This window comes from Streptomyces sp. NPDC101132 (assembly GCF_044759225.1).
Classification (GTDB): domain Bacteria; phylum Actinomycetota; class Actinomycetes; order Streptomycetales; family Streptomycetaceae; genus Streptomyces.
Map to the genome: position 1 here is coordinate 439,257 of NZ_JBIVYX010000007.1, position 26,264 is coordinate 465,520.

A 26,264-nucleotide genomic window follows, 5' to 3' on the forward strand; every position below is an offset into this window, starting at 1 on the left:
GCCATTCCTGCCGATGACTACTTGATCGAGTGGTGTCGGGCTACTCACTCAGGTAGTGGTGGACCAGTTGGCGTGAAACGTAGGCTCACGAGCATCGGGCAGTGAAAATTCCCTGCGCCCGAATTATCGAAGGAAGGCCGATGCTCGCTTCACGTCAGCTCCCGCTGTCCGCCTATCAGCGCGATATCTGGGCTGCCGAATCAGCCACCGTCGCCGACCCCCAGTTCAACGTGGTCCTCCACGAACGACTGGACGGCGACATAGACACCGACGCACTGCGGGACGCCCTCCGGCACGTCCTGGAGACCAACGACGCGTTCTCCCTCCGGTTCGACGACCGGGACGGCGTCCCCTTCCAGTGGCTCGCGCCCGAGGACGGCGGACCCGAGGTCGAGTACGTCGACCACTCCGGCGCGCCCGCGCCCGCCGCGGCCTGCGCGCGGTGGCAGCGGGACTCCTTCAACCGCCCCTTCACGCTGCGCCGTTCGCGTCTGTTCACGGCCGCGGTGCTGCGCGAGAGCGAGCGGGTGGTGCACCTGCACCTCAACGTCCACCACCTGATCGCCGACGCCTGGGCGCTCAACCTCGTGCTCCGCCGGGTCCACGACGAGTACGCCCGCCGCAGCGGCACCGCCCCGCAGTCCGGCCCCGGCACCGCCCCGCAGTCCGGCCCCGGCGCCCCCGCGCAGTCCGGCACCCCGAGCGCGAAGGCAGCCCCCGCCCTGGTGCCCTCCGTGACCACGCTGCTGGACGCCGAGGCCGCGTACCGCGACTCCGCCGCGTACGACGAGGACCGGGCCCACCACCGGGAGGCCCTCGCGGGCATCACCCCCGCCCTCTTCCCCCGGACCGTCGCCGCCGAGGACGCCCCGGTGCTGCGCGGCCGCCACACCCTCACCGTGGACGCCGCCCTGGTCCGCCGCATCCGGGAGGGCGGCAGCTCCCCGTTCGCCTTCGTGGCCGCCGCCTTCGCCACCTACCTCGCCCGCGTGCACAACGCCGACGAGGCCGTCCTCGGCGTCCCCTTCCTCAACCGGCGTTCCGAGGCCGAGAAGGCCGCCGTCGGCCAGGTCGCCAACAGCCTCCCGGTCCGTGTGGCCGTCGACGCCGCCGCCACCCTCCCCGAGCTGGCCGCCCGCGTCCGCGCCACCACCGACACGCTGCGCGGCCACGAGCGGCTCGCCCTCGGCGACGCCGTGCGCGAACTCCCCGCCACCGGGGCCGGATCCCGCCGCCTCTTCGACGTCACGCTCTCCTACCTGCGCTTCCCCCGCCCCGCCGCCCTGCCCGGCGTCGAGACGGAGACCGTGGTCAAGGCGCCGGTGCACGCCCAGGACGCGCTGTCGGTGATGGTGCACGCCTTCGACGACGACGCCGACCTGCGCATCGACCTCGACTACGCCCTGGACGTCTTCGACGACGACCTGCCCATCGCGTCCGTCGCCGGCCACCTGCTCACCCTCATCCGGGCCGGCGTGGACCAGCCCGGCCGGCCGGCCGTCACCCTCCCGCTGCTCGACCCGGCCGGCTACGCCGCGCTGGTCCGCGACTCCCGCGGCCCGCGCGTCCCGTACGCCGACGGCACCACCGTCCACGCGCTGATCGCCGAGCAGGCCGCCCGTACCCCCGGCCGCACCGCCGTGACCGGCGCGGACGGCACCGAGTCCGTGACCTTCGCCGAACTCGACGCCCGCTCGAACCAGTTGGCCCGCTCCCTGCGCGAGCGGGGCGTCGCCACCGGCGACCGCGTCGCCGTGCTGATGGAGCGCTCCCCGCGGCTCCTCGTCGCCCTGCTCGGCGTGCTCAAGGCCGGTGCCGCGTACGTGCCCGTCGACCCGGGCTACCCGGCCGAGCGCATCGCCCTCTTACTGGAGGACAGCCGCGCCGCCGCGGTCCTCGCCGACCCCGGCACCGAGCTCCCCGAGGCGGCGGGTGCCCTCCGTCCGCTGACCGTCGAGGAACTCCTCACCGGCCCGGACGGCCCCGTCGGCCCGTACGCCGGGCCGCGCGACCTCGCGTACGTCATCTACACCTCGGGCTCCACCGGCCGCCCCAAGGGCGTCATGGTCGAGCACCACTCCGTCGTGAACCGGCTGGCCTGGATGCAGTCGGCCTACCCGGTCGGCGCGGACGACGTGCTGCTCCAGAAGACCCCGATCTCCTTCGACGTGTCCGTCTGGGAGCTGTTCTGGTGGGCGATCGAGGGTGCGGGCCTGGCCCTGCTGCCCGTCGGCGGCCAGAAGGACCCGCGCGAGATCCTCGCCGCGATCGACGCCCGCCGGGTCACCGTGCTGCACTTCGTGCCGTCCATGCTCGGCCCCTTCCTCGACCTGCTGGAGGTCTCGCCGGAGCTGCGCGCCCGGGCCGGCTCGCTGCGCACCGTGTTCTGCAGCGGCGAGGCGCTGCCCGCCGCGCGGGTCGAGCAGTTCGAGCGGGTCTTCGGCGCCGCCCCCGGAGGCCCGCGCCTGGTCAACCTGTACGGGCCCACCGAGGCCACCGTCGACGTGTCGTACCACGAGTGCCCCCGCGGCACCGGCGAGCCGGTCCGGCGGGTGCCCATCGGCCGCCCGATCGACAACACCGTGCTGTACGTGGTGGACGCGCACGGCGGGCTCCAGCCCGCCGGCGTCCCCGGCGAGCTGTGCATCGGCGGCGTCAACGTGGCCCGCGGCTACCTGGACCGGCCCGAGCTGACCGCCGAGAAGTTCACCGCCGACCCCTTCCCGGCCCGCCACCTGCCCGACGGGGAGCCCTTCACCCCCGAGGCCCGGATCTACCGCACCGGCGACCTCGCCCGCCGGCTGGCCGACGGCTCCGTCGAGTACCTCGGCCGGATCGACGGCCAGGTCAAGATCCGCGGCAACCGCGTCGAGCTGGGCGAGGTCCAGAACCGGCTCGCCTCCCTGGACGGGATCCGCGACGCCGTCGTCGTCGACCGCGACACGGCCGGCCGCGGCACCGTCCTCGTCGGCTACTACGTCGCCGACACCGAGCGGGACCCGGCCGCCCTCCGTGCCGAACTCGCCTCCCGGCTGCCCGAGTTCATGATCCCCTCGTACTTCGTGCGGATCGACCGGGTGCCCCTGACGCCCAACGGCAAGGCCGACCGGCGGGCCCTGCCGGAGCCGGGCCTCGGCGCCGCCGGCGCCGCCGAACCGCCGCGGAACCCCGTCGAGGAGACCCTCCACGGCATCTGGGCCCGGGTCCTGGATGCCGAGCCGGACCGCCTCGGCATCCACGACGACTACTACGCCCTCGGCGGCGACTCCATCACCATGCTGCGCATCCACGCGCAGGCCGAGAAGGCCGGCGTCCGCTTCTCGCTGACCGACCTCATGAACCACCCCACCGTCGCCCAGCTCGCCGCCCGCGCCACCACCGGCACCGCGGCCGGAGCGCCGACGGACCTCGCGCCGTTCGCCCTGGTCTCCCAGGTGGACCGGGCCCGCCTCGAGGGCCGGGCCGACGCCCACCCCCTCACCCGCCTCCAGCTCGGCCTGCTCTACCACAGCCGGGCCGAGGAGCACTCGGCCGTCTACCACGACGTCTTCCAGTACAGCCTGGTCCTGGACTGGGACGAGGACCGCTTCCGGGAGGCCTTCGCGCGGCTGACCGCCCGCCACCCCGTGCTGCGCTCCTCCTTCGACCTCGGCTCCTTCTCCGAGCCGCTCCAGATCGTCGACCACACCGTCGAGGGCGGCCTGGAGACCGTGGACCTGCGCGGCCTCCCGGACGCGGCCGCCCGCGCCGAGATCAGCGCGCACATCGAGGAACGCCGCTTCCACCGGTACGAGTTCGAGCGCGCCCCGCTGTACCTGTTCCGCGCCCACGTCCTCGACGACACCGTCGAGCTGGTGCTCTCCTTCCACCACGCCATCCTCGACGGCGGCAGCGTCGCCACCCTGCTGCGCGAGCTCCTCCAGGACTACCTGCACGCCCTCGGCCACCCCATCGCGGCCGTGCCGGACACCGACCTGCCCTCCGGCGCCCACCACGTGCTCGCCGAGCGCCGGGCCCTGGAGTCCGCCGACACCCGGCGGTTCTGGCAGGAGAAGCTCGCGGACGCCCCGCTGCTGCGGCTGGAGGCCTTCCGGCCGCACGAGGCGCCGCGCGGCACCGAGCAGCTCACCCGGCTCGTCGACCTGCCGAGGGAACTGACCGACACCGCACGCCGGTTCGCGGCCGAGCGCGGGCTGCCGCTGAAGTCGGTGCTGTTCGCCGCGCACGTCCTCACCCTGAGCCGGTACTCCGGTTCGGCGGACGTCACCACCGGCCTGGTCACGCACGGCCGCCCCGAGATCGAGGGCGCCGACCGCACCGCGGGCCTCTTCCTCAACACCATGCCCGTGCGCCTCGACACCGGCGCCGCGGCCGACTGGGCCGGCCTGGTCCGGGCGGCCTTCGACGAGGAGCGCCTCAGCCACGACCACCGGCGCTACCCGCTGAGCGCCATCCAGGAGGACCGCGGGGCGGCCGTCCTCGAAACCGCCTTCAACTACATCCACTTCCGCCAGCTCGCCGCCGTGTTCGAGCTGCCGGGCGTGCGCCTGCTCGACTTCCGCACCTGGGAGGAGACCAACTTCCAGCTGCTGGTCAACGCCATGACCGACCCGGTCGAGGGCACCGTACGGCTGCGCATGGACTTCCACGGCCAGACCTTCACCCCGGCCCAGGCGGAGCTGTACGCAGGCACCTACACCGCCGTGCTCGACCGGATCGTCCGGCACCCCGGCGAGGCCCCGGACCTCGGCTTCCTCACCCCGGTACGGGCCGCCGGCACCGGCACCGCCACCACCGGCACCGCCACCACCGGCACCCCCGCCGCGGCACCGCCGGCCGGCCCGGTCTTCACCGACGTGGTCCGCGCCGTGGCCGAGCGGACCGCGCTCACCCCCGACGCCGTGGCCGTGGCCTCCGGCGCCCGCCGGTGGACGTACGCCGAACTCGGCCGCGCCGCCGACCGGGTGGCCGCCCGGCTGCTGGCCCTCGGCTCCCGTCCCGGGGACCGGGTCGGCATCGCGATGCCCCGCTCCCCGGAGACGGTCGCGGTGATCCTGGGCGTGATGCGGGCCGGCGCCGCGACCGTACCGCTGGACGTGAGCTACCCGGCCGAGCGGCTCACCTCGATGGTCGAGCAGGCCCGGCCGTTCCGGATCGTCGCGGACGCCGAGCACGCCGGACCGCTGGGCGAGCTGGCCCCCGTACTGCCCGCGGAGGAGCTCTTCGGGGACCCGGCCGCCGGGACCGGGCCGGACAGCCCGGTCAGCCGGTTCAGCCCGCCGCCGGTCGCCCCCGAGGACATCGCGTACGTCCTCTTCACCTCCGGCTCGACCGGCGCCCCCAAGGGCGTGGCCATGCCGCACCGGTCCCTGGCCAACCTGGTGGCCTGGCAGAACGCGGTACCGAGCGGCGTCGTCGGCGGCACCACCGCCCAGTACGCCCCGCTGAGCTTCGACGTCTCCTTCCAGGAGATCTTCTCCACGCTCTGCGGCGGCGGCACCCTGCTCCTCCTCTCGGAGGACGAGCGGCGCGACATGCCCGGCCTGCTGCGGCTGCTCGACCGCGAGGGCGTCGAGCGCCTGTACCTGCCGTACGTCGCCCTCCAGCAGCTCGCCGAGGCGGCCGCCGCCCTGGACCTCGCCCCCCGGAGCCTGAAGGCGCTGCTCTCCTCCGGTGAACAGCTGCGCGTCACCGACGAGATACGCCGGCTGTGCGCTGCCGTCCCCGGGGTGATCCTGGAGAACCAGTACGGGCCCACCGAGTCCCACGTGGTCACCGCGTACACCATGCAGGGCGACCCGGCCGGCTTCCCCGCCCTGCCGCCCGTCGGCCGGCCCGTCGCCCACTCGGCGGTCCGGGTGCTCGACGCGCGGATGCGCCCGGTGCCGCCCGGTGTCAAGGGCGAGCTGTACCTCGCCGGCGACTGCCTCGCCGAGGGGTACGTGGGCCGCCCCGACCTGACCGCGGAGCGGTTCGTCACCCACCCGGTGACGGGGGAGCGGCTCTACCGCAGCGGCGACCTGGGCCTGGAGCTGCCCGGCGGCGACATCGTGTGCCTGGGCCGCGCGGACGCGCAGGTCAAGGTGCGCGGCTACCGCGTGGAGCCGGCCGAGGTGGAGCTGGCCATCACCCGGTTCGCCGCCGGCCACCCCGGCATCCAGGAGGCCGCCGTCGTCGCCCGCCGGCGCGAGGGCAACGACTCCTTCCTCGCCGCCTTCCTGACCGGCGACCCCGACGGCGCGGACCTGGCGCTGCTGCGCAAGCAGCTGCGCACCGTCCTGCCGGACTACATGATGCCCTCGCACTTCGAGTGGCTGACCGCCCTCCCGCTCACGCCGAGCGGCAAGCGGGACGACGCGGCCCTGCGCCGGGCCGGGCTGACCGCCGGCACCGCCGACGACGCGGCCGAGCCCCTCGACGCGTACGAGCGGACGCTGACGGAGATGCTGGCCGACCTCCTCCAGCTGCCCGCCGTGGGCCCGCACCAGAACATCTTCGACCTGGGCGGCACCTCGCTCACCGCGATGCGCCTGGTGGTCCAGATCGAGCAGCGGTACGGGACGAACATCCCGCTCTCGGAGTTCGTCGCCGCCCCCACGGCCGCGGCCCTCGCCGCCCGGCTCCGCTCCGGGGCGGCACGTACGGCCTTCGACCCGCTGGTCCCCATCCGCACCGACGGGGACCGCCGCCCGATGTTCTTCGTCCACCCCATGGGCGGCAACGTGCTCTGCTACGTCCGCTACGCCCGGCACCTCCCCGACGACCAGCCCTTCTACGCGCTCCAGGCGGCCGGCGCCGACCCGGGCACCGAGGCGCTGCGCAGCGTCGAGGAGATCGCCGCCAGCTACGTCGCGGCGATCCGCCGGGTGCAGCCCGCCGGCCCGTACGTGATCGGCGGCTGGTCCTTCGGCGGCTTCGTCGCCTTCGAGATGGCCCGTCAGCTGCGGGCTGCGGGGGAGGAGATCCAGCGCCTGGTGCTGCTGGACACCACCGCCCTCAACCCCGGGCGGCGGCTCAACACCGGGGACGAGGCGCTGCTCGGCTGGTTCTTCTGGGAACTGCTCTGGCTGCGCCGCGGCGGGGACTCCCCGCTGGAACTGATCCCGGCCGGACTCGGCACGCTGGAGGAGAAGTTCGACTTCATCGCCCAGCTCGCCGTCGACGAGGGCGTGCTGCCCGCGGGCAGCACCGGCGCGGTGGTCCGCCGGCTGTTCCACGTCTACGAGGCCAACTGGAAGGCGGCCTTCGCCTACCGGCCCGAGGTGGTGGACCAGGACATGGTCCTCATCCACGCGTCGGAGCCGCTGCCCGAGGTCCTCAACTCGATGCACACCGCCATCGAGAGCATGCACGCGGACCCCACGAACGGCTGGCGCGAGCGGACCAGCGGCCGCCTCGACGTGGTCGACGTACCCGGCGACCACCTCACGATCATGGAGGAGCCGCACGTGGGCCACATGGTCAAGGTCGTCGACGAGCTGATCGGCGACTGACATGAGCACCACTGACCTCCCGGACCGGAACCGGGACGACATCCCCGACCACGGCGCCGACGGGCACCACGGACCAGGAAAGAGCACGGGCAGCGGCATGGAGCGGAACGGCGGGAAGGCCAAGGCGATCGTCCTCGGCGCGGGCATCGGCGGGCTCACCGCCGCGATCGCCCTGCGCGGGGCCGGGCTCGACGTCCAGGTGTACGAGCGGGCGGGCGAGCTGCGCGCCGCCGGCTCGGGGCTCTCGGTGATGAGCAACGCCATCGGCGCCCTGGACTCGCTCGGCGCGGGCATCGACCTGGAACGGCGCGGCACGGCCCTGGAGTCGTACCACGTCAGGACCGCCCGCGGGCGGCTGATCCGGGAGTTCCCCTTCCCGGAGATCATCGGACGGCTGGGCGTGCCCAGCGTGCTGATCACCCGCGCCGACCTCCAGGCCGCGCTGCTGGAGGCCGCGGACGGCATCCCGCTCACCCTCGGCGCCGCCGCCACCGGCTACGAGACCGGCGACGACCCGCGCGACGGGGTGCGGGTGCGGTTCGCGGACGGCTCCGAGGCGCACGGCGACGTGCTGATCGGCGCCGACGGCTTCAACTCCGTGGTCCGCAGGCAGCTGGTCGGCCCCGAGGAGTCCCGGGACAGCGGGTACATCTGCTGGCTGGCCGTGGTCCCCTTCTCGCACCCGCGGTTCGCGCCCGGCTCGGTCACCCACTACTGGGGCAGCGGCAAGCGCTTCGGCATGGTCGACATGGGCGGCGGGCGGCTGTACTGGTGGGGCACGAAGAACATGCCCGCCGAGCGCTCCGCCGACTGGCGCGGGGACAAGTCCGAGATCCTCGCGGCGTACGCCGGCTGGGCCGACGAGGTGCAGGAGGCCATCCGGGTCACCCCCGAGGAATCCGTCATCGCCGTGCCCTCCCGGGACCGCGCCTTCCTGGAGCGCTGGGGGCGGGGCCCGGTCACCCTCCTCGGGGACGCCGCGCACCCCATGCTCACCAGCCTCGGCCAGGGCTCCGGCATGGCCATCGAGGACGCGGTGGTGCTCGGCCGGGCCCTGAAGGGGGCGGCCGACCTGCCGCGGGCCCTGCGCCGCTACGAGGACGAGCGCCGGGAGCGGACCCGGGCCATGGTGGCCGCCTCCCGCGGCATCAGCACCTTCGAGCAGTCCGAGGACCCGGTGCGCAGGCCCGTGAGGGACGCGTACTTCCGCTTCATGCCGGAGCGGAAGCTGGTCCGCACGCTGGAGGACTCGCTCACCTTCCCTCTCGCCGGCCAGGGCGGCCGCACGCCGGCCGCCGCCTGACCCGCACCGCACCCCTCAGCACCGAACGACTCAGGAGAGAACCACATGTCATCCCCTCTCGGCGCGCTCGCGCCGCACGGCAGGTCCGTGCTGGTCACCGGGGCCTCCTCGGGGCTCGGCCGGGTCTGCGCGCTCGAACTGGAGCGGTCCGGCTTCCGGGTGTTCGCCGGTGTGCGCGACGGGGCCGCAGGCGAGGCCCTGGCGCAGGAGGCCGCGTACGGGCGCATCACCCCGGTACGGATCGACGTGACCGAGGAGAAGAGCATCGCCGAGGCGGCCGCAACGGTCGGCGGGGCGGTCGCGGACCGGGGCCTGTGGGGCCTGGTGAACAACGCCGGCATCTGCGTCTCGGCCCCGCTGGAGTGCGTCGCGCCCGAACAGCTGCGCCGCCAGCTGGACATCAACGTGGTCGGCCAGCTCGCGGTCACCCAGGCGTTCCTGCCCCAGCTGCGCCGGGCCCGCGGCCGCGTCGTCAACGTGACCTCGGGCCTGGGCAGCGTGGCCATCCCGTACCTGGGGGCGTACGCGTCGGCGCAGTTCGCCAAGGAGGCGCTGACCGACGTGCTGCGGCGCGAACTGCGCCCCCACGGGGTGGAGGTGAGCGTGGTCCAGCCCGGGGCGATCATGACCCCGATCTGGGGCAAGGTCACCGAGACCGCGCGGGCCGCCATGGACGGCGTGCCCGAGCACGTCGCGGACCTGTACCGCATCCCGTTCAACCGCTTCCTGCACGCCAACGAGCGCCAGGCCAGGGACAGCAGGACCCGTCCCGAGGACTTCGCCCGCACCGTCGGGCAGGCGCTCACCGCACGGCGGCCCCGGTCGCGCTACCGGGTGGGCGCGGACGCCCGCACCGTGAGCGTGCTGGCACGGGCGCTGCCGGACGCGGCGCTCGACCGGTACCTGCGCCCGATCACCCGGTAGGAAAACGGCATTCGGGTCGACCGACCGGTATGAAACAGGCCAGTCGGTGGGCCCGCCCGGCACCGCTCCCGAAGGGAACGCGCCATGATCGTGACCGGAACTCTTCGCTCCGGGCGTGATGTGGCTTTCGTTCTCCATACCCCGGGTATGCCGGGCGGGCCCGCCGCGGCCCCGCAACGGCCCTGCAAGGGCCCCTGGTCCCACGAGATTTGAGCACCTCCCACGCCCCGCGGCGTACGGCGGCCCCGCGGTGCGCGGCACGGCGGAGGTGAACGGACCGTCACGTCACCGCAGTGACCGAGTTTGCTGTGGAACCGGTGCCCCCGCACGACAAGGATGAAGATCATGGCACGAAGCACTCAGCCCGCTCCCGCCGGCGCGGGCGGCTCCCTGGCACGGCTGATCACGCGGCACCGGACCACCCTCGACCGGGCCCTGGAGGTCATCCACACCCGCGAGCACTGGTCCCCGTACCCCGAGGAGACCGGGGCCTACGGGGCGGACGCGGCGGCCGACGGCGAGGCCGCCTTACGGGCCCTGCTCGGCCGCCCCCTGGACCTCGGCCAGCCCGGCCGGGACGGAACGGTCGGCCCGGCACCCGACCAGGGCGGCGAACGCTCCCCGTACGGCCCGGAACTCGGCATCTCCTACCCCCACCACGACCCCGCGGTCCTGCTCCCGGCCATGACCGCGGCCCTGCCCGCCTGGCGGGACGCCGGGCCCGAGGCGCGCGCCGCGGTCTGCCTGGAGATCCTGGACCGGATCAACGCCCGCAGCCCCGAGTTCGCCGCCGCCGCCGCGCACACCAGCGGCCACAACCCCGTGATGGCCTTCCACGCCGGCGCCGTCCACGCCCAGGACCGGGGCCTGGAGGCCGTCGCCTACGCCTACTTCGAGCAGAGCCGGCTGCCCGCCGGAGCCCGCTGGCGCAAGCCCCAGGGCCCCGACCGGGCCGTCAACCTCAGCAAGCGGTACGCGGTCGTGCCCCGGGGCGTCTCCCTCCTGGTGACCGGCAGCGTCTTCCCCGCCTGGAACGGCTACCCCGGCCTGTTCGCCTCCCTGGCCACCGGCAACCCCGTCCTGGTCAAGCCGCACCCCGCCGCCGTCCTCCCGCTCGCGCTGACCGTCGCCCAGGCCCGCGAGGTGCTCGCCGAGGCCGGCTTCGCCCCCGACCTCGTGTGCCTGGCCCCCGAGTACCCCGGCGAGCGGCTCGCCCGCCGCCTGGCCACCGCCCCCGAGGTGCGCCTGGTCGACTACACGGGCCGCACCGCCTTCGCGGACTGGCTCACCGCCAACGCCCGCCAGGCCCGGGTCTTCACCGCAGCCTCCGCCGTCAACACCGTCCTCGTCGAATCCACCCACGACTACCGCGACATGCTCGCCAACCTGGCCTTCTCCGTCTCCCTCTACAGCGGCCAGCTGTGCACCAGCCCGCAGAACCTGCTGATCCCGCGCACCGGCATCGCCACCGACGAGGGCCACAAGGGCTACGACGAGGTGGTCGCCGACCTCGGCGGGGCGCTGCACGCGTTGCTCGGCGACGACGCGGACGCCTGCGCCGTGCTCGGGGCCCTGCTCGGCCCCGAGGTCCGCTCCCGGGTGGACCTCGCGATGTCCGGGGCCCTCGGCCCGGTCGGCGTGGCGTCGCGGGCGGTGCGGCACCCCGAGCACCCGGACGCGGTGGTGCGTACGCCGGTCGTCGTGAAGCTCGACGCGGAGCGCGGCGGGGACCGGGCCACCCTGCTCTCCGAATGGCTCGGACCGGTCTGCTTCGCGGTGGCCGTGGACTCCGTCCCCGCCGCGCTGGACCTGCTCGCGGAGACCACGCGGGAGTGCGGGGCGCTCTCGGCCGGCCTGTACTCGGTCTCCGGCGAGGTGGAGGCGGCGATGGAGGCCGCCTGCGCCGAGGCCGGGGTGATGCTCTCGATGAACCTGATGGGGGACTGGTACATCTCCCAGTCGGCCGTCTACTCCGACCTGCACGGCACCGGCATGAACCCCTCGGGCAACGCCGTCCTCACCGACGGCGCCTTCGTGGCGGATCGTTTCCGCACGGTGGTGGTACGGCGCTACGGCGGTGCCGCGTGAACACCGTCCTGGCCGCCGAGGTGCCGTTGCGCGGCCGGGAACGCGAACTCGCCCTGATCCGCGACGTGCTGGAGCACGGCCGCCGCGAGGGCGGGGCGGTCCTGGCCGTCGAGGGCATGCCCGGCATCGGCAAGACCCGGCTCCTGACCGAGGCCGCCGCCCTCGCCCGAGGTCTCGGCTACCTGGCCCCGCGCCGCCCCCACGGGCGCGAGGGCCGGACCAGCCGCGCCTCGGCCACCCTCACCGGCGGCCGCACCGGCGACGGCTACGGCCGCTGCGACCAGCCCGCCGGCCCGCACCTGGTGGTCGTCGACGACCTCCGCGGGGCACCCGACCGCTCCCCGCACCGGACCCGCGCCGCCGGAGCCCGCGAACGCTCCGGCGCCGGCCGGGCGGTCTGGCTGATCGCCCACCGGCCGGGCGAGGCCCCGCCGCTCACCGGACCACTGCTCGCCGACCCGGCCGCGCGCACCGAACGGCTGGTCCTCGGCCCTCTGGCCCCCGCCGCCACCGCCGACCTCGCGCACGACCTCCTGGGCGCCCCGCCCGACCCCGCCCTGCGGCGGCTCATCGGGGACGCCGCGGGGCACCCCCGGCTGCTGATCGAACTCCTCACCGGCCTCCAGGAGGAGGGCGGCGTCCGGCTGGCCGGAGGCGAGGCGGAGCTGCTGGCCGAAGGCCTGCCGGCCCGCCTGTCCGCGCGCGTACGCGCCACCCTGGAGCGGTACTCGGTCGCCTGCCGCCAGCTGCTGCGCGTCGCGGCGGTCCTCGGCGACGAGGTGGTCTACGAGGAACTCGCCCTGATGATGCGCACCTCCGTGTCCGCCCTGCTGCCCACCCTGGAGGAGGTCTGCGCCACCGGGGTGGTCCGCAACGAGGACACCCGCGCCGTCTTCCAGGGCCCGCTGCTGCGGCGCCTGATCGCCGAATCGGTGCCCGCCTCGGTACGGCTCGCCCTGGAACAGGAGGCGGCCGCGCTGCGCTCCGTGCGCCGCGGACAGCGCCGCGGCGGCGTGCCGGTGCAGCCGGGCCCGCTCACGGCCGACTGCCCGGCCCGCGGCGGCCGGCTGAGCGAGCAGCAGCACACGCTGGTGGCGCTGGTCGCGGAGGGCCTGACGAACCAGCAGATCGCCCGCCGCCTCGCGCTGTCCCCGCACACCGTCAACTACCACCTCCGCAAGCTCTTCAAGATCTACGGAGTGAGCTCGCGCATCGACCTGCTCCAGGCCGCCCGCTGCAACTGACCCGCCCGCCGGCCGACCCGCCCGCGCGGCACGGCCGCCCGCACCGCACCGCACGGCCGGCCGCCCGGCCGCCGGTGGCCCCGGCCGGAACCGCACAGCACCGGGCCCCCGGCGCCCCGCACCCGACACCCCGTCCACTGGAGATCCCGCACCGTGACCGAACTGCGCCTGCCCCCGACCTGGCCCCACCTCGACACCCCGCCCCCCGCCCGCCGCACCCCCTGGCTGCGCGACGCCCTCGCCGCCGAGCCCGAGGACGGCCGCACCCCGCCGCTGGCCGGGGAGCTGCGCGCCGACGTGTGCGTGGTGGGCGGCGGCTTCACCGGCCTCTGGACCGCCCTGGAGATCCTGCGCCGCGCCCCCGGCACCGACATCGTGCTCATCGAGGCCGACGTGTGCGGCGGCGGCGCCAGCGGCGCCAACGCCGGTTACCTGATGCCCATGTGGGCCCGGTTCAGCAGCCTCGTCGCCATCGGGGGCCCCGAGGAGGCCCGCCGCATCGGCGAGGCCTCCGCCGCCGCCGTCGACGAGATCCTCGACTTCGCCGACGCCCACGCCATCGACATCGAGTACCGCCGCGGTCCCTGGATGTGGGCCGCCTCCGCGCCCGGCCAGCGGGGCGCCTGGCAGCAGACCCTGGACGACCTGCACCGCGCCGGCATCGAGCCGCTGCGGCAGATCACCGCGGCCGAGGCCCGCGCCGCGGTCGGCACCTCCTCCCACCACGGCGCCGTACTCGACCCCGGCTGCGCCACCCTCCAGCCCGCCAAGCTGACCCGGGGCCTGCGCCGGGCCGCCCTCGACGCGGGCGTCCGCATCCACGAGCGCACCCCGCTGACCGCGCTGCGGGCCGCGGAGGGCCGTACCGTGCGCGCCCACACCCCGTACGGCAGCGTGCACGCGGACCGGGTGGTGCTCGCGATCAACGCGTGGGCCGGGCAGCTGGAGGACCTCGGCCGCCGCATGGTGACCGTGGCCAGCGACACCCTGCTCACCCGGCCCGTGCCGGCCGAGCTGAAAGCCCTGGGCTGGGACGGCGAGACCTCCGTCTGCGACTCCCGGCGCCGGCTGAACTACTACCGCACCACCCCGGACGGCCGGCTCCTCTTCGGCAAGGGCGGCTCCGGCGTCGCCTTCGGCGGCCTCGGCCCCGGCACCCTCTGGGGCGAGGCGCTGCGCCCGGCCGAACTCCGCGCCCAGCTCGGCCGCCTCTTCCCCGAACTCGCCGCCGCCCCGGTCGACATGAGCTGGACCGCGCCCGTGGAGTACTCGGTGACCTCGCTGCCCTTCGCCGGCTGGCTGAAGTCCGTGCCCGGCGTCTGCTACGCCACCGGGTACTCCGGCGACGGCGTCGGCCCCTCCCGGCTGATGGCCCGGGTGCTGGCCTCCTTCGTGCTCGGCACGGACGACGAGTGGTCGCGGTCCGCGTTCACCCGCCCGCCGGCCGGGTGGTTCCCTCCGGAACCCCTCCGCTACCCGGGCTCGCGCCTGGTCCTCCCCGCGCTCCGCGCCGTGGAGGCCCGCGAGGACCGCGGCGGCCGCGTCCCGCCCGCCGTCAAGCGCCTGCTGTCGGTGTTCTGACCCGCCGTCGGGCAGCCGCCGGCGGCCCGGGAGCGGGAGGGCCGGGGAGGCGGGCGGCGGCCCGGAAGCGGAACGCCGGCTGCTCTATGCGCGCTCCGTAACGGTCGGGGGCGGAGGGGCGTACGCAGCGTGGCGCGGAGCATAACCACCTGGTCAGCCGCACGAAGCGGAGCACCTGAAGCCAGCACGGGGGACCAGCATGCACAGCACCCGCAGGGGCGGGAGGAACCTCGCCCTCGGAGCCGTGGCCGTCGCCGCGCTCCTTTCCACCACCGCCTGCACGGACGGCGCGAAGGACGACGCGCGCCCCGGCACCCGGCCCGCGACCCAGAGCCCGAGCGCTCCCGCGGGGTCCGGGGGCCGGACCTCCGCGCCGCCCGCCGACCCCGGCGGGCCGGGCCCGTCCGCGTCCGGCGGTCCCGGGAGCCCCACCGCTCCCGCCGGCTCGCCCAAGCCGGGCGCGTCCGGCGGGCCCGGCGGGGGAAAGGACGGCAAGGCCGCCTGCACCTCCGCGAACATCTCCATCGCCACGACCTTCTACCGGCAGGACTCGGGCCGGCACATGCTGCTCACCGCCACGAACACCGGGAAGACGCCCTGCACGCTGTACCGCTACCCCTTCGTGCGGTTCGGCGACGGCGCCCAGGACCCGATCGGCCCGCTGGAGTCGGACTGGCACGCGGTGGCCACGATCCGTCCCGGCGGCAAGGCCTACGCGGGCATGCGGCTCTTCCGCGCCGGTGAACAGGTCGACCTGAAGAGGAAGATGACGGTCGGCTTCGTGGATCGGGACGGCGAACTCGGCACGCCGCTGAACGTGCCGCTGCCCGAGCCCACCTTCGTGGACGTCGGCCCGACGCCGGGCGTCACCTACTGGAACACGAGCGAGTCCGTGGTGAACAGGTACATGTTCGCCACCTGACCGGCCCGGCCCGCACGGCGGCCGCGGGCCGGCTCTCTCCGGCCGGCCCGCGCCGCCGGCTACGCCGTGTCCTGCCGCGCCGACGGCGCCGTCAGGGTGCTGAGGATCTCCGCGCAGATCGCCAGGGCCGTCTCGGCGGGGGTGCGGGCGCCCAGGTCGAGGCCGATCGGGCCGTGGACGCGCGAGAGTTCGGCCTCGCCGGTGCCGCCGGCCAGCAGCTCCTCGCGGCGCCGGGCCTGCGTACGGCGGGAGCCGAGCGCACCCACGTACGGGATGCCGGTCCGCAGCGCGTGCGCGAGGGTCGGGACGTCGAAGGCCGGGTCGTGGCTCAGCATCGCGAGGCAGGCGGAGCCGCGCCGGTCCGTCAGCAGCTTCTCCGCCTCGGGGCCGCTCTCGGTGGTGGTCCACTCCCAGCCCAGCAGCCCGGCCTGACGGCCGATCAGCTCCGCGAGTTCGCCGCCGCCGCCGATCACCAGGTACGGGTCGGCCGGGAAGACCTCGATCAGTACGAGGCCCTCGTCGTCGTACCGGGCCTCGTGCCCGGCGCGGTGCCGGGCCAGCAGCTCCCGCGCGTCCCGACCGGCCTGCGTACCGTCCTCGTCGCCCGCCCGCACGACGGTGCTCGCCACCCGGGTGCCGTCCTCGGCCAGCCGGGTCACCAGCGCCGCGCTCTCGCCCAGGGCCAGGGACTCCCACCACTCGTCCGGCACCGACGCCAGCGGCTGGACCAGGATCTCCGCCTGGCCGCCGCAGGTCAGCCCGGCACCGGTGGCCTCGGAGCCGTGCACCGACACCCGGCAGACCCGGGCGCCGCCCTCCTCGATCGCGGCGGCCTCCGCGACGAGCTGCTCGTCGAACACCCCGCGGTACAGGCTCCCCGCACACGCTCCGCGCGGATCGACGAGCAGCGCACCCGCGGGGTCCCGGGGCCCGAAGCCCTGCTCGGCCACCGGCCGTGCCAGGAACGCCCCCCGGCCCTCGGCCACCCACTGCCGCGCCGTCTCCACCAGCTCGCGCATCACACGCCGCCCTTCTCGACTCCGCCCGGTCTTCCCAGGTCAGCCCCCAACGTATGCCCGCTCCAGGCCGCCCGACCCCGTTCGCGACGAGTTTCGGGCGGACCACCAACCCACCCGCTTGGACGATCACCCCAACCCCGCCGGGGCCCGTCCTCGTGAATGCCACCGGGCCCGGCGCGCCACCGCCCCCGCGGGGGCCGCAGGGCCGCCGCCGGCACGGTCCAGGCAACGGTTCCATACCGGTGGGCCGGTGCGCCGTTTCCGGTGCGGCCGCGCCCGGTTGAGAGGGCGTGAAGACGACATCGACGCCCGGGCCGCTCGCCGCGCTCCAGGGTGCCTACTGGCTCGACTCCCCGTCCGCGCACGAGGGCGAGGACTGCGGTCGGTGTGCCGCCCTGCGCACGGACCCCGAGGTCCCCGGGCCACCCGCCGCCGAACCGCCGCACGGGCGCGCGCCGGTGCTGCTGCGCATGGCGATGACGCTGCTGGCCGCCGCCTCGATCGTGACGGCGTTGCTGCTGACCGGCCTCCACGTGGTGCCCTGAGGGCGACGGGACGCGCCGGTCAGTCCTCGGAGCGTTCGGTGACGGGGGCGTCGGTGCGGTCGCCGAGGAACTCGTACCAGCGCCGCTGGAGGCACACGTACCGGGTGTCGGCCTCGACCAGCCGGAGGAAGGCGCCGACGGCGTCGGCCAGCCTGCCCTGGAGGCCGCCGTCGGCCAGGTCACCGGCGTCGGTGAAGCCCTCGTGCGCCCTGGCGAGGCTGAACATGTCCGGGTAGACGCGGCAGCCCAGGTGCTCCAGGGGGACGCGCAGGGCCCACAGGCCGCGGTTGCCGCCGACCAGGGACGGCGAGGCGGAGACGAGCAGCGCGTGCTTGTCCTTGAAGGGCTGCGGCCGGACCCGGGACACCCAGTCGACGGCGTTCTTCAGCACCCCGGGCACGGAGGCGTTGTACTCGGGCGAGGAGATCACGAAGCCGTCGCAGGAGGCGATCCGCTCGCGCAGGGCCAGCGCGCCCTCCGGCAGCCCCGTCTCGGCCTCGGCGTCGCCGTCGTAGACCGGCATCGGGAAGTCGGCCAGCCGGGCCAGGTCGACGGCCGCGCCCGCCTCGGCGGCCAGCCGGGCCACCAGGGCGGCCAGCCGCGTGTTCAGCGACCCGGCGCGCAGCGAGGCGCCGAAGACCAGCAGGCGGACCGGCTGGCGCACCTCGTCGGGGACCGGCATGCGGGCCGCTTCGGGGACCGCTGCGGGTCCGGGGTCAACAGTCATGGGCCGCTGCCTCCAGTGCGGGGGGTGTGACCACGAGACCAGCACAGCGGGGGAGCGGCGGACGGGTGCCGGGGCCGTGCCGGGGGCGAACTCACCCGGGCGGCGGCGGCCCCTCCGGCCACCCTCACCAGAACGGACTAAAACGGACATAAATGAGCGCTTGCGACGCATCCCGCTTTTCCGTGCCGCGCCGGTATTTCACACTCCTTGTGGGCCCCGGTGATATGTGTCACGCGAGGCTTTCGCGTGACATGCCGGGGTGGACCCGAAAGCGTTGCCGCGACTGGAAAGTTGGGGTGAGCCGGAAAATCGATCTTGCCATTTTCCGGCCCGAATTCCCCCGTTCGCTTTCCTTTAGCGAATTCAGGACTTGTTCCGTCCCGCGGCTCTCGCCTACGGTCACGCTCATTCCGGGTGGAACGCCGAATCCTGCCGCCGCCCGGACCGCACCGTCCCCATTCAATTCACGTACGGCAGGAGCGGGGGAACCAGGTAAGCCGCCGTTCCGCGATCTTCCGCGGAACGGCTCGGGGTGAAGTCACCACGTGTGGCCGGACAACTCCAGTCCGAACCCGACAGCTCACCTCGCAGGCGACGGAGAGGAATGCGCCATGCCCGGAAAAGGCAAGCACCGCCGCCCCAAGAACACCCGTCTGACCCGCGGCTTCGTCGCCGTCGGCACCGGTGGTGCCGCCCTGGCGCTGCCCGTGCTGGGTGCCACCACGGCCAGTGCCGCGGCCCCCGCCACGGCCGGGACCGTCGCCCCGCAGGCCGTCGGCGCCGCCCCCGCCGCGGCACCGAAGGCCCCGGTGACCTACGCGGTCAAGGCCGGCGATTCCCTCGTGAAGATCGCCGAAAAGCATTCCCTCGCCGGCGGCTGGAAGAAGCTCTACCAGGACAACAAGACGGTCATCGGTGAGGACCCGTCACTCATTCGTCCGGGCCTGAAGCTCTCCGTCGGGGCGGCCGCCGGGAAGGCCGCGCCGGCCCGGAAGGCCGCGCCCGCGCGGGCCGACCGTTCCGCCCGTACCACCCTCAAGGCCGCGGCTCCCAAGGCGAAGAGCTACGCGAACAACCTCGACGGGTGGATCCGCGAATCCCTGGACATCATGGTCAAGCACGGGATTCCCGGCAGCTACAACGGCATCTACCGCAACGTCATGCGGGAGTCCTCGGGCAACCCGCTCGCCATCAACAACTGGGACTCCAACGCCGCCGCGGGCATTCCCTCCAAGGGCCTGCTCCAGGTGATCGACCCGACGTTCCGCGCCTACCACGTGCCCGGCACCTCGACCGACTCGTACGACCCGGTCGCGAACATCACCGCCGCGTGCAACTACGCCGCCGCGCGCTACGGCTCCATCGACAACGTCTTCGGCGCCTACTGATCCCCCTCGGGTGTGCGACACCGGGACCGGCGGCCACGGCCGCCGGTCCCGGCCGCGTTCGCGGGTGCGATCGCAGGGGGAGTGCCCGGCCGCGCGCCCGCGTCAGGTCCGCGTGTACCTGACGTACGGCGGCCGGGGGCGTTGAGCGCGGGCCCCGGGCTGCCGAAGCTGGCCGGAAGTGGCCCCCGGCCGCGGCGCCGGCACCCCCTCCGCCGTGGCCCGGGGCGTGATGTCGCGCCGACCGGATGAGGAACCACGTGATCGACCTCGATGGACAAGTCGCCCTGACCACAGAGCTCTTCGGTGACCCGGAGGCCCTCTTCGGCACGCTCGGCGGGCGCGGCCCGGTCCACCGCGTCGCCCTGCCGGACGGCATGCCCGCCTGGCTGGTGACCGGCCACCGGGAGGTGCGGGAGGCGCTCTCCGACCCCCGCCTCGTCCGCGGCGCGCACGCCGCCGCGCCCGAACTCCGGCAGTACCTCGGCATGTACAGCGACGAGTTCGTGCTCACCAAGCACATGATGCTGAGCGACCCGCCGGACCACACCCGGATGCGCAAGGTGGTCGCCAAGGCCTTCACCCCGCGCCGGGTCGAACTGCTGCGCCCCCGCGTCCAGGAGATCACCGACGGGCTGCTCGACGCCGTCCTGCCCGCCGGCCGGGCCGACCTCGTGGAGGCCCTGGCGCTCCCGCTGCCGATCGCGGTGATCTGCGAGATGCTCGGCGTCCCGTTCGGAGACCGGGACGAGTTCGGCCGCTACGCCGAGGTCATCACCGGCATGAACGCCTCCTCGGGGCCCGGCGAACTCGCCGCCGCCGGGCAGTGGTTCAACACCTACCTCAGCGAGCTGATCGCCCGCCGCCGCACCGAGCCCGGCGACGACATGATCTCCGGCATGCTGGAGGCCCAGCGGCACGGCGACACGCTCTCCGACCTGGAGATGCGCTCCAACGTCTTCATCCTGCTGGTCGGCGGCTTCGAGACCTCCGTGAACCTCATCGCCAACGGCGTCCTCGCCCTGCTGCGCCACCCCGACGCCCTGGAACGGCTCCGGGCGGACGAGGGCCTGCTGCCCGGCGCCGTCGAGGAGCTGATGCGCTTCGACAGCCCGGTCTCCACCGTCACCTACCGCTTCGCGACCGAACCGCTCACCATCGGCGGGGCCCAGATCCGGCCCGGCGACCACGTCGCGGTCTCCATCGCGGCCGCCAACCACGACCCGGCCAAGTTCACCGAGCCCGGCCGGCTGGACATCACCCGCCGGACCAACGGCCACCTGAGCTTCAGCCACGGCATCCACTTCTGCCTCGGCGCCCCGCTGGCCCGGCTGGAGGGCGAGATCGCGCTCCGCGAGGTGCTGCGGCGGCTGCCCGGCCTCCGCCTCGCCGAACCGGCGGAATCGCTCACCTGGAAGCAGAACTTCATCGTGCACCGCCTCGACCGGCTCCCGGTCACCTTCACCCCCGGGCCCGCGTAGACCCGGCCCGCAGAACCACGGACCGCGCGGCCGCTCCCGGGGCCGGGCCCCGCTCAGAGCCCGGGGAGCGGCTCCGGGTCCGGCTCGCCCGCGGCGTCGGAGCCCGGCAGCGGCAACTGGTGCAGCAGCCGGTCCGGTTCCACCGGCCGCAGCGAGGCGCTACAGCTCACCAGCGCGCCCGTGGCGTCGCGCTGCATCCCGGGGTGGTCGTGGCGGGCGGCCTTCCACTGCCCGACGCCGACCGGCATCGCGGCGACGTTGCGCCCGCAGGCCGGACACTGGACACGCGGCATCTTCATCCCCTCAGGATGGCCCATCCCCCCGACAACGTCAGACCGCGTGCGGGAACCGGAACAGCCGCTCCGGGTCGTAGCGCCGGCGCACCTCCTCCAGGCGGGGCAGCGCCGGCCCGTAGTAGGCCCCGCGCCAGTCCGGCAGCCACGGGTCGGCGTAGTTCTGGTACGCCCGCCCGCTCGCCCAGGGCCTCAGCCGCGACCACAGCTCCCGCAGCCAGCCCTCGTGCCGGGCCACCTCCGCGGGCGTGGCCGTGCCCGGCCACAGGGCCAGGTACTGGGCCAGGAGCTCCTCCCCGCGGTGCACGAAGGCGGTGTCGCCGACGGCCACCCGGTTCAGGGCCCCGCCGCACACCCCGTCCAGCTGGACGACGCCCCGCCCGCCCGGCGGAACCGCCGCCGGGTACCCGGCCACCGCGTCGAGCAGCACGTCCACCGCGGCCTCCGACAGCCCGCCCGCGCGCCAGAAGTCAGAGCGCGCCGCGTACGTCTCGCGTTCCAGGCTGCCGCGCGGGTCCTGCCCCGGCAGGGCGCCGGGGAGGTGGCACTGCGGCACCGTGCGTTCGCCGCACCCCGCCATGACCCGCATCGTCTCCTCGTACCCCCGCACCACGAGGTGCCGGTCCCGCGGCGGCGACCCGGCGAGCGCCTCCAGCCGGTCGAGCAGGCGCTCCGTCCCGCCCGCGCCGTCCAGGCACACCACCCGCACGGCCGGCCCCGGCCGGCTCCCGTCCGGCCCGGCACCGTACAGCTCCAGCTGGCTCCAGTACGGGTCCGGCAGCTCGGCCAGCCACCGGCGCCAGCCCAGGACCAGCGCCTTCGCGTCCCGCCACGCCCAGTTCAGCTCCGCGAAGGCACACTCGGCCACGGCATGGGTGCGGAAGCGGAACTCGGTGACCACCCCGAAGTTCCCGCCGCCCCCGCCGCGCAGGGCCCAGAACAGGTCCGGCTCGTGACCGGCGTCCACGTCCCGCACCGCCCCGTCCGGGGTGACGATCCGGGCCCCGGTGAGCCGGTCGCAGGTCGCCCCGTAGGCGCGGCTGGAGACGCCCAGCCCGCCGCCGAGCGTCAGACCGGCGATCCCGACGGACGGGCACAGCCCGGTCGGGATCGCCGCCCCGACCGCCCCCAGGCCCGCGTGCACGTCGGCCAGCCGGGCCCCGGCACCCACCCGGGCGGTGCCGGCCCCCGGCGTGACCCGGGCCAGCGCCCCCACGTCGACCACCAGCCCGGGACCGGTCGACCAGCCCGGGTAGCTGTGCCCGCCGCTGCGGGGCACGACGGGCAGGCCCCGGCTGCGTACGAACTCCAGGCACGCCGCGACGTCCGCCTCGTGCGCCGGGTACGCGACGGCGGCCGGGGCGGTCCCGTCGTGCCGGGGCTGGTACAGGCGCTTCGCCGCCGGGTAGTCCGGGTCGCCGGGCAGCACCAGCCGCCCGTCGAGCCCCCGGGCCAGCGCGGCGAGGTCGGCGTCCCGGCGCGCGGTGCCCGGGCGGACGGCGCGCCCGCCGCCGGACGCGCGGGCCGCCCGGCCGGGGTCCGGGTGCCCGCCTGGGTCCGGGTGCCCGGCGGCCTGCGCCCGGCCCGGAGCGGCGAAGGAGGCGAACAGGGACGCGGCCAGCAGCCGCCGCCGGTGAAGGGTCATACCGCCCACTACGCCGCGTACCGTCCCCGCGCCCGCCGCGGCACGCCGCCGCCCCGCCGATCTCCGCCCGGCCGGCCCCGGAGCCAGGGGGCCTACCGCCGGTAAAGGGCGGGGAAATTCCTGCCGGCCGACCTGCGCTTCCCGCACCCGGCGTTTTCGTTGCCTTGACGCGCTCTTAACGCGGATCCATGCTCCTGAACCCGCCCCGCACGACGGAATCCGCATCCGTCCGGGCATTGACCGGTGCCCATCCGGAGGCTTCCAATCCTCCCCGGGAGCACCGGCACCCCCCTCACCCAGCCGCCCCGGAGGCGATACCGCTCCCGCCCCAGAGACACCGCAAGCCGATCGGAACCGCCTGATGACCGACACCCTCAGCGCCCCGCACGCGCTGGCCCCCGCCACCGGCCCCACCCCGCAGAAACTCAAGCGTTCCATCGGCGTCGTGGGCGGCACGCTCCTCACGCTCTCGTGCGTGACGCCGGCCTCGACCCTCTTCGTCGTCGTCCCGGACCTGTTCTCCGGCCTGGGCACCTTCACGGCCCTCACGATCGCCATCGGCTCACTGCTCTGTATCGGCGTGGCGTTCTGCTACTCCGAGCTGGGCACCCTCATCCCCAGCGCGGGCGGCGAGTACGCCATGGTGTCGACCCTGGCCGGCCGCCTCGCCGGCTGGCTGGTCTTCGTGCTCTCCCTGCTCGTGGTGATGATCGTGCCGCCCGTGATCGCCATGGGCACCGCCGACTACCTCGCCCCGGTCGTGCACGTCCCCGCCCCGCTCGCCGGCGCCGGCGTCATGCTGCTCGCCACCCTCGCGGGCCTCCTGGACCTGCGCGCCAACGCCTGGATCACCGGCGTCTTCCTGGTGCTGGAGGTGGTGGCCGCCGCCGTGGTCGCCGTACTCGGCTTCGCGCACTCCGAGCGCGGCATGGGCGCCCTCGCCCACGGCCAGGTGGCCACCGAGGGCGGCGGCCACTCCGCCGTCACCGCGGGCCTGGTGATCTCCGGTCTGGCCATCGCCCTCTTCATCACCCAGGGCTTCTCCACCGCCGTCTACCTCTCCGAGGAGCTGGAGAACCCGCGCCGCAACGTGGCCCGCACCGTGCTCGCCACCCTCGCCATCTCCACCGCGGTGATCCTGGTTCCGGTCGTCGCGATCACCGTCGGCGCCCCCGACCTGGAGACCCTGACCAGCGGCGACATCAGCGGCATGGTCACCGCCTGGTCCAACTCGGCCGTCGGCACCTTCGTCAGCCTGTGCGTGGCCCTGGCCATCGTCAACGCGGGCATCGTGATGGTCATCCAGAACTCCCGCGTGCTCTTCGCCTCCGCCCGCGACAAGGCCTGGCCGGACCCGGTCAACAACGCCCTCTCCCGCCTCGGCCGGTTCGGCTCCCCCTGGGTCGCCACCCTCGTCGTCGGCGTCCCGGGCGCGGCCCTCTGCTTCGTCAACCTCGACACCCTCTACGGCGTCACCGGCGTCTCCGTCACCGGCATGTACCTCCTCGTCGCGGTCGCCGCCCTGTTCAGCCGCCGGGGCGCGCACGGCGGGACCCGCGCCTGGCGGATGCCGCTCTGGCCCGCCGTGCCCGTGGTGCTCATCGCCGTCCTCGGCTACGTCCTCGTCCAGCAGGACACCGAGTACCTGCTCTGGACGGGCGGCATCACCGCGGCGGCCACCCTCTACTGGGCGCTCTACCTCCGCCCGCGCCAGGACTCGCGCTGGCTGGTCAGCCTCCCGGAGGACGCCGGTCACTGACCGGGGCGGGAGCGTCCGTACGACGGGGCCGGGGGCGGCCGGGACGACGCCCCCGGCCCCCGCGCGTGCCCCATCCCCCGGTGCCATGCTGGGAGGAGACGGAGGCCGGGGGGACCGGGAGGCCGCGATGGGCTGGTACGGCGACCACGTGGTGCCGCGGATCATCGACGCCGCCTGCGGCGCGAAGACCGCACCGCCGCTGCGCCGCCGGGTCTGCGCGGGCCTGGCCGGCGAGGTCGTGGAGATCGGCTTCGGCTCGGGCCACAACGTGCCCTTCTACCCGCCCGAGGTCACCTCGGTCGACGCCGTCGAGCCCTCCGACACCGGCTGGCGGCTGGCCGCCGACCGGATCAGGGCCTCGTCCGTGCCGGTCCGCCGCGGGGGCCGGGACGCGCAGTACCTGCCGTACGAGGACGACCGCTTCGACGCCGCCCTGTCCACCTGGACCCTGTGCACCGTCCCGGACCCCGGGGCCGCGCTGGCCGAGCTGCGCCGGGTGCTGCGGCCCGGCGCGAGCCTCCACTTCGTCGAGCACGGGCTGGCCCCCGACGAGGACGTGCGCCGCTGGCAGCGCCGCCTCGAACCGCTCAACAAGCGGCTGCTGGGCGGTTGCCACCTCACCCGCCGGACCGTGCCGCTCCTGACCGCCGCCGGGTTCACCATCCGCGAGGTGGACTTCTTCTACGAGGAGGCCGCCCCGAGGTTCCTGGCCGCGGACGCGCTGGGCGTCGCGCTCTCCCCCTGACCGCGGTGTCTCAGGACGTACGCCGGGCCCGCAGCAGGATGCGCAGCGGGGCCACCACCCCGTACCCGACGTCGCGGCGCAGCGCGCCCGGGCCCGCCCGCTCCACGGCCGTGAGCTGGTGGGCCATCAGTTCCCGCATCGCCCGCCCCACCCGGCGCAGCCCGGGGACCGCCAGGTCCACCACGTCCGCCGAGGCGGCCAGCGCGGTCCTGGCCCGCGCGCACTCGTCCGCCAGCAGGGCCCGTACGGCGGGACCGTCCGCGCCCCCGGCCAGGGCGGCCCGGTCCAGGCCGTGCGCCGCGACCCGGTCGGCCGGCAGGCAGAGCCGGCCCTCCGCCAGGTCGCCGGCCAGGTCGGCCAGGAAGTCGACCCGCTGGGCGGCGTCCACGAACCGGCGCCAGGCGGCGGCCTGTTCGGCGTCCGGCCCGCCGCGGTACTGCACGCCCGTGAACACGACGATGCCCGGGAAGCCGTAGTCGTCGAGGTACGCCTGGAAGTCCGCCTCGGTGGCGAAGCCGGTGAACCCCGCCTCGGCGGTGGCGGCCCCCGCGAGGAAACGTTCCACCCACTCCGCCGGCAGGCCCCGCTCGGCCACCGCGTGCGCGTAGGCCCGCAGCACCGGGTCCGCCGAGCGCCCCGAGCCGAGCGCCTCGCGGGTGCGCGCGGTGAGGTCCTCCAGGGCCGCGGCGGAGCCGCTCTCGGCGGTGTCGTCGACCAGGTTCATGAAGGCCAGCCCGGCCGTCAGGTACGGCACCAGCGCGGGGTCCGCGAGCAGCCGCAGGGCCAGGTACGGAGCCTGCTCGCGCCGCACCACCCGGCGCGCGGCGGCGGTGTAGTCGGCCCGCACCGCCGGGCCGGCGAGCCCGGCGTCGTCCATGGTGCCGCGCCAGCTGCGCACGATCCTCGTCCCCTCCGACGGCGTATGGGCCCCTCACCGTAGTGGACGCGCCTCCGGTGCGACCGGGCGGCCCCGGCCCGTACGTCCGGGCGGTCCCGGCCCGTACGTCCGGGCGGTCCCGGCCCGTACGTCCGGGCGGTCCCGGCCCGTACGTCCGGGCGGTCCCGGCCCGTACGTCCGGGCGGTCCCGGCCCGTACGTCCGGGCGGTCCC

The 26,264-nt window shown here is 75.1% G+C and carries 17 protein-coding genes and 1 riboswitch; of the genes, 12 read left to right on the forward strand and 5 right to left on the reverse strand.

Features of this window, described 5'->3' with window-relative positions:
* Positions 1–140 precede the first annotated feature (140 nt).
* From ACIQUR_RS19195 to ACIQUR_RS19225, 7 genes are all read left to right on the forward strand, one after another.
* On the forward strand, positions 141–7,493 hold the full coding sequence (locus ACIQUR_RS19195) for an amino acid adenylation domain-containing protein (protein WP_403665513.1): 7,353 nt from the start codon (positions 141–143) through the stop codon (positions 7,491–7,493).
* Positions 7,494–7,590: 97 nt separating this feature from the next.
* The gene (locus tag ACIQUR_RS19200) at positions 7,591–8,796 is read left to right on the forward strand and encodes an FAD-dependent monooxygenase (protein WP_403665582.1); all 1,206 of its coding nucleotides are present in this window, start codon (positions 7,591–7,593) and stop codon (positions 8,794–8,796) included.
* 45 nt (positions 8,797–8,841) lie between these two features.
* A complete protein-coding gene (locus tag ACIQUR_RS19205) occupies positions 8,842–9,720 on the forward strand; it encodes an SDR family oxidoreductase (protein WP_403665515.1) in 879 nt (292 codons plus the stop codon).
* Positions 9,721–10,065: 345 nt separating this feature from the next.
* A complete protein-coding gene (paaN, locus tag ACIQUR_RS19210; RefSeq protein WP_403665517.1) occupies positions 10,066–11,808 on the forward strand; it encodes a phenylacetic acid degradation protein PaaN in 1,743 nt (580 codons plus the stop codon).
* Positions 11,805–13,052 (forward strand): LuxR C-terminal-related transcriptional regulator, encoded by a 1,248-nt coding sequence (locus ACIQUR_RS19215; RefSeq protein WP_403665519.1) that lies wholly within the window; start codon positions 11,805–11,807, stop codon positions 13,050–13,052. Before paaN ends, ACIQUR_RS19215 begins: the two co-directional genes overlap by 4 nt.
* 153 nt (positions 13,053–13,205) lie before the next feature.
* Positions 13,206–14,633, forward strand: coding sequence for an NAD(P)/FAD-dependent oxidoreductase (locus ACIQUR_RS19220; protein WP_403665520.1), 1,428 nt, complete (start codon positions 13,206–13,208; stop codon positions 14,631–14,633).
* 199 nt (positions 14,634–14,832) lie between these two features.
* Positions 14,833–15,555, forward strand: coding sequence for a DUF4232 domain-containing protein (locus ACIQUR_RS19225; RefSeq protein ID WP_403665522.1), 723 nt, complete (start codon positions 14,833–14,835; stop codon positions 15,553–15,555).
* Between the two features lie 59 nt (positions 15,556–15,614).
* Here the strand turns inward: ACIQUR_RS19225 and ACIQUR_RS19230 are convergent, their stop codons facing one another.
* Complete coding sequence (locus ACIQUR_RS19230; RefSeq protein WP_403665524.1) at positions 15,615–16,574, reverse strand: XdhC family protein; 960 nt, start codon at positions 16,572–16,574, stop codon at positions 15,615–15,617.
* 290 nt (positions 16,575–16,864) lie between these two features.
* On the opposite strand from ACIQUR_RS19230, the gene ACIQUR_RS19235 reads away from it, so the two are divergent.
* A complete protein-coding gene (locus ACIQUR_RS19235) occupies positions 16,865–17,119 on the forward strand; it encodes a hypothetical protein (protein WP_403665526.1) in 255 nt (84 codons plus the stop codon).
* Positions 17,120–17,138: 19 nt separating this feature from the next.
* On the opposite strand, the gene ACIQUR_RS19240 is transcribed toward ACIQUR_RS19235, so the two are convergent.
* Positions 17,139–17,801, reverse strand: coding sequence for an NADPH-dependent FMN reductase (locus ACIQUR_RS19240; protein WP_403665584.1), 663 nt, complete (start codon positions 17,799–17,801; stop codon positions 17,139–17,141).
* 455 nt (positions 17,802–18,256) lie between these two features.
* A riboswitch (cyclic di-AMP (ydaO/yuaA leader) is annotated at positions 18,257–18,453 on the forward strand.
* A 4-nt stretch (positions 18,454–18,457) separates the two neighbouring features.
* Here ACIQUR_RS19240 and ACIQUR_RS19245 point away from each other — a divergent pair.
* Together ACIQUR_RS19245 and ACIQUR_RS19250 are read left to right on the forward strand one after the other, a co-directional pair.
* Positions 18,458–19,234 (forward strand): transglycosylase SLT domain-containing protein, encoded by a 777-nt coding sequence (locus ACIQUR_RS19245; RefSeq protein WP_403665528.1) that lies wholly within the window; start codon positions 18,458–18,460, stop codon positions 19,232–19,234.
* A 257-nt stretch (positions 19,235–19,491) separates the two neighbouring features.
* The gene (locus ACIQUR_RS19250) at positions 19,492–20,712 is read left to right on the forward strand and encodes a cytochrome P450 (protein ID WP_403665530.1); all 1,221 of its coding nucleotides are present in this window, start codon (positions 19,492–19,494) and stop codon (positions 20,710–20,712) included.
* A gap of 53 nt (positions 20,713–20,765) precedes the next feature.
* Here the strand turns inward: ACIQUR_RS19250 and ACIQUR_RS19255 are convergent, their stop codons facing one another.
* Positions 20,766–21,011, reverse strand: a complete 246-nt coding sequence (locus tag ACIQUR_RS19255) for a hypothetical protein (RefSeq protein ID WP_403665532.1) — start codon at positions 21,009–21,011, stop codon at positions 20,766–20,768.
* 31 nt (positions 21,012–21,042) lie between these two features.
* The gene (locus ACIQUR_RS19260) at positions 21,043–22,650 is read right to left on the reverse strand and encodes an FAD-binding oxidoreductase (protein ID WP_403665534.1); all 1,608 of its coding nucleotides are present in this window, start codon (positions 22,648–22,650) and stop codon (positions 21,043–21,045) included.
* 361 nt (positions 22,651–23,011) lie between these two features.
* On the opposite strand from ACIQUR_RS19260, the gene ACIQUR_RS19265 reads away from it, so the two are divergent.
* Both ACIQUR_RS19265 and ACIQUR_RS19270 read left to right on the forward strand, forming a co-directional pair.
* On the forward strand, positions 23,012–24,409 hold the full coding sequence (locus ACIQUR_RS19265; RefSeq protein WP_403665536.1) for an APC family permease: 1,398 nt from the start codon (positions 23,012–23,014) through the stop codon (positions 24,407–24,409).
* A gap of 127 nt (positions 24,410–24,536) precedes the next feature.
* On the forward strand, positions 24,537–25,154 hold the full coding sequence (locus ACIQUR_RS19270; protein ID WP_403665538.1) for a class I SAM-dependent methyltransferase: 618 nt from the start codon (positions 24,537–24,539) through the stop codon (positions 25,152–25,154).
* A gap of 10 nt (positions 25,155–25,164) precedes the next feature.
* Here ACIQUR_RS19270 and ACIQUR_RS19275 read toward each other — a convergent pair whose 3' ends face one another.
* Positions 25,165–26,052, reverse strand: coding sequence for a squalene/phytoene synthase family protein (locus tag ACIQUR_RS19275; RefSeq protein ID WP_403665540.1), 888 nt, complete (start codon positions 26,050–26,052; stop codon positions 25,165–25,167).
* Positions 26,053–26,264: the final 212 nt, after the last annotated feature.